This window comes from Rothia sp. ND6WE1A (genome assembly GCF_001683935.1).
Classification (GTDB): Bacteria; Actinomycetota; Actinomycetes; order Actinomycetales; family Micrococcaceae; genus Rothia; species Rothia amarae.
The window spans coordinates 1-866 of record NZ_LXTU01000018.1; the positions used below are offsets into that span (position 1 = coordinate 1).

2 protein-coding genes are annotated in these 866 nt (G+C 33.6%); both read left to right on the forward strand.

Features of this window, described 5'->3' with window-relative positions; genetic code table 11:
• Nucleotides 1-35 precede the first annotated feature (35 nt).
• A complete protein-coding gene (locus tag A7E48_RS11540) occupies nt 36-203 on the forward strand; it encodes a hypothetical protein (protein ID WP_369796748.1) in 168 nt (55 codons plus the stop codon).
• A 290-nt stretch (nt 204-493) separates the two neighbouring features.
• A partial coding sequence (locus A7E48_RS11545; RefSeq protein WP_141669344.1) for a DUF4231 domain-containing protein occupies nt 494-866 on the forward strand: 373 nt, incomplete at its 3' end.

Here is an 866-nt window from a genome sequence, read left to right on the forward strand (position 1 = left end):
AAAACAGAATTAATTCCAATAGTCCAGAATATATTATGGAAATAATTCGAAGAGACTATTTGAAAGATAGTACAATTACAATTTTTCTGATTGGAAATAGATCCGCCGAAAATAATATTTTTGAAGACCAGTATTACATAAAGAAAGAACTACAAGCTTCATTGACGCGCTATAAAAACTGCCCCCCCCTAATGCTATATTAGGCATAGTCCTACCATCCATGTACGAAAGAGTTTACCAGGGACAGATTGAATGTGAATATTGCGGCATGAAACATCGATTTATTGGAATAAATCCAGATACTACAATCAAGGAATTTTCATACAATTATTACCTTCCTCTCCCTATAGGAAAATGCTCATGGTCAGAAGAAGATCGATATTGCGTGCTGGTAAAATGGGATGATTTTATAAAGAACCCGTCTTTATATTTAGAGTATTCATTCATGAAAAGAAATTCCGACATCAGCAGAAAAATTAAAGTGAGGCCATAAATGCAACAGAATACTAAACTTGAACTAGACGAGTATAAGCATTTCGGGGAATTATTCATAGAAGCAGATAGGCTCTCTAACAAGAATCAAAAATTCTATCTCTCTTTTCGCTTCACTCAAATGTTATTACTTACATTATCTACTCTTATAGCTATTTATTCGCATGGATTTACTCCCATAATTTTTATTATATGCGTTTCATTTTCCTTAATATTACATCTAATTATAAGAATTTATAATTTCGATAAATCCTGGTATCGGTATAGATCCTTGGCAGAATCTATTAAAAGTGCTTCATGGCAATTTATAATGAGGCTTATTCAAAAGTCCTCCCAGCCGCATAAAACACCAACCCCCGAACCACCGCAAACAC

Coding starts and splice junctions, on each gene's coding strand:
- A7E48_RS11540 (WP_369796748.1), top strand. CDS start 36: ATGGAAATAATTCGAAGAGACTATTTGAAAGATAGTACAATTACAATT.